General features: G+C 66.2%; 3 protein-coding genes and 1 tRNA gene. 2 read left to right on the top strand and 2 right to left on the bottom strand.

Annotated features, from left to right (window positions below; all coding sequences use genetic code 11):
* Together ACK5L9_RS06565 and ACK5L9_RS06560 are read right to left on the bottom strand one after the other, a co-directional pair.
* A partial coding sequence (locus ACK5L9_RS06565; RefSeq protein ID WP_416910664.1) for an adenosylhomocysteinase occupies nt 1-134 on the bottom strand: 134 nt, incomplete at its 3' end.
* A gap of 140 nt (nt 135-274) precedes the next feature.
* Nucleotides 275-349: transfer RNA gene (locus ACK5L9_RS06560), tRNA-Lys, on the bottom strand.
* A 151-nt stretch (nt 350-500) separates the two neighbouring features.
* Here ACK5L9_RS06560 and dapF point away from each other — a divergent pair.
* Together dapF and mtaB are read left to right on the top strand one after the other, a co-directional pair.
* Nucleotides 501-1,331 (top strand): diaminopimelate epimerase, encoded by an 831-nt coding sequence (gene dapF, locus ACK5L9_RS06555; protein ID WP_416910663.1) that lies wholly within the window; start codon nt 501-503, stop codon nt 1,329-1,331.
* On the top strand, nt 1,328-2,581 hold the full coding sequence (gene mtaB / locus ACK5L9_RS06550) for a tRNA (N(6)-L-threonylcarbamoyladenosine(37)-C(2))-methylthiotransferase MtaB (protein WP_416910662.1): 1,254 nt from the start codon (nt 1,328-1,330) through the stop codon (nt 2,579-2,581). The genes dapF and mtaB overlap by 4 nt, the downstream gene beginning before the upstream one ends.
* Nucleotides 2,582-2,662 lie beyond the last annotated feature (81 nt).

Raw genomic sequence — 2,662 nt, 5'->3', positions numbered from 1 at the left:
CCTTTCAGCGGCTGCGCCTGCCCGTATTCGGCCCGCAATGCCATCAGTCCCGGCATCTCGGTTTCTGCGATGTCCAGTTCCTTTCGACCGTAACCGGCCAGCGAAATGTCGCGGATGATATAGTCGTCGGTCACGGGCGCACCGCCTTCCTGATCGTTCATGCGTGGTTCGCGGGGACATATGGCGCGTTGCGCCGATGGGGGCAAGCGCGGGATTTCCCGCTGCGCGGAACCGGCGACAGCCAGCGGTTCAAGGTGTTGATGTCAAGGATTTTTGGTGAGCGGGGTGGGGATCGAACCCACGGCCGACTGATTAAAAGTCAGTTGCTCTACCACTGAGCTACCCGCCCTCACCGACGATGCCGACACAGTTTGCCGCCTTGATGTGGCAACCGTCCCGCCGTTTCGGTACGCGGCTATCTAGGGGGGGGCGCCCGAGGCGTCAAGCGGAAAAGTCATCCCCACTGGCAGAAAATTCCCCGGCGTCCTATATGGCGCAACATGAACAGAAATTCCTCTTCCGGCCTGCCCTTCATGAAAATGCACGGCTTGGGCAATGACTTCGTGGTTCTGGACCTGCGCGCCGGGGGGCAGCCTCTGGCGGCCGGACTGGTCGCGCGGATTGCTGACCGGCATATGGGCGTGGGCTTTGACCAGCTTGCCACGATCCAGACCGACGACCGGGCCGATCTGCGGCTGCGATTCTGGAATGCCGATGGCTCGCCCAGTTCCGCATGCGGCAACGCGACGCGCTGCATCGCGCGCTTTGTGATGGATCAGACCGGGCTCGACCGGCTGAGCCTGCGCACCGATCACGCCGTACTGCTGGCCGAGGATGCGGGCGGGGGGCTGACGCGCGTGAACATGGGTCAGCCAGTGCTGGACTGGCGGGAAATTCCGCTGGCGCATCAGGTCGATATCGACCATCTGCCGATCCGGGGCGATCCGGTGGCGACGGGAATGGGTAATCCGCATCTGACCTTTTTCGTGGACGATGCGGCCTCGGTCGATCTGGCAGCGTTCGGCAGTGAACATGAGCACCACCCGCTGTATCCGCAGCGCACCAATGTCGAGATCGTGCAGATCCTCTCGTCCGATGAAATCCTGCTGCGCATCTGGGAACGGGGCACGGGGCCGACGCTGGCCTCGGGGTCGTGTTCCTGCGCGGCGGCGGTTGCGGCGGCGCGGCGCGGGCTGACCGGGCGGCGGGTGCGGGTGAACGTGCCGGGGGGCATTCTGCATATCGACTGGCGCGAGGATGGCGTCTGGATGGAGGGGCCGACCGCGCATGTCTTTTCCGGCGTGCTGACGGCGGACTGGCTGGCGGGATGAGCGCTCCGGTCTTTTCCACGCTTGGCTGCCGCCTGAACGCCTATGAGACCGAGGCGATGCGCGAAATGGCCGAGGCCGCCGGCCTGTCGGGTGCGGTTGTGGTCAATACCTGCGCCGTCACCGCCGAGGCCGTGCGCAAGGCGCGGCAGGAAATCCGCCGGCTGGCACGGGAAAATCCCGGCGCTCCGGTCATTGTGACGGGTTGCGCGGCGCAGACCGAGCCCGAGACCTTTGCCGCCATGCCCGAGGTCACGAAGGTCATCGGCAATCACGAAAAGATGCAGCCCGGCACATGGCAGGGACTGCGCGCGCCCGATCTGATCGGCGAGACCGAAAAGATCCGCGTCGATGACATCATGTCGGTGCACGAGACGGCGGGCCATCTGATCGACGGGTTCGGGCGGCACCGGGCCTATGTGCAGGTCCAGAACGGCTGCGATCACCGCTGTACCTTTTGCATCATCCCCTATGGGCGCGGCAATTCGCGCAGCGTTCCGGCGGGCGTTGTGGTCGAACAGATCAGGCGGCTGGTCGGGCGCGGCTTCAACGAGGTGGTGCTGACCGGGGTGGATCTGACATCCTGGGGGGGCGATCTGCCGGGCGCGCCCCGGCTGGGCGATCTGGTCATGCGGATCCTGCGGCTGGTGCCCGATCTGCCGCGCCTGCGCATCAGCAGCATCGACTCGATCGAGGCGGATGACAACCTGATGCTGGCCATTGCGACCGAACCCCGGCTGATGCCGCATCTGCACCTGTCCTTGCAGGCGGGCGACGACATGATCCTGAAACGCATGAAGCGCCGCCATCTGCGCGACGACGCGATCCGCTTTTGCGAAGAGGCGCGGCGGTTGCGGCCCGGAATCGTGTTCGGTGCCGACATCATCGCCGGTTTTCCGACCGAGACCGAGGCGATGTTCGAAAACAGTCTGCGGCTGGTGGCGGATTGCGGCCTGACCTTCCTGCATGTCTTTCCCTTCTCGGCCCGCAAGGGAACGCCGGCCGCGCGCATGCCCGCCGTCAGGGGGCCGGTGATCCGCGACCGGGCCGCGCGGCTGCGGACCGCAGGGGACGCCGCGCTGCTGGCGCATTTGCAGGCGCAGGTCGGGCGCCGCCCTCTGGTCCTGACCGAAGGCCCGCGCCTTGGCCGGACAGAACAGTTCACCGAGGTCGCCTTTACTGCGGACCAGCCTGAGGGGGCGCTGATCGAGGCGCATATCACCGGGCAGGACGGCACCCGGCTGGTGGCCTGAACCGGACCGTGCTTGCAGCCCGGTGCCTCCGCGCTTACCGTGGCCTGACGCGGGACGGAGGATCAGCATGACCACAGCCCT

Source organism: Paracoccus sp. (in: a-proteobacteria), from assembly GCF_047973135.1.
Classification (GTDB): Bacteria; Pseudomonadota; Alphaproteobacteria; order Rhodobacterales; family Rhodobacteraceae; genus Paracoccus.
The sequence above is the reverse complement of the archived record's forward strand: the minus strand, read 5'-3'. Positions and strand labels throughout refer to the sequence as shown.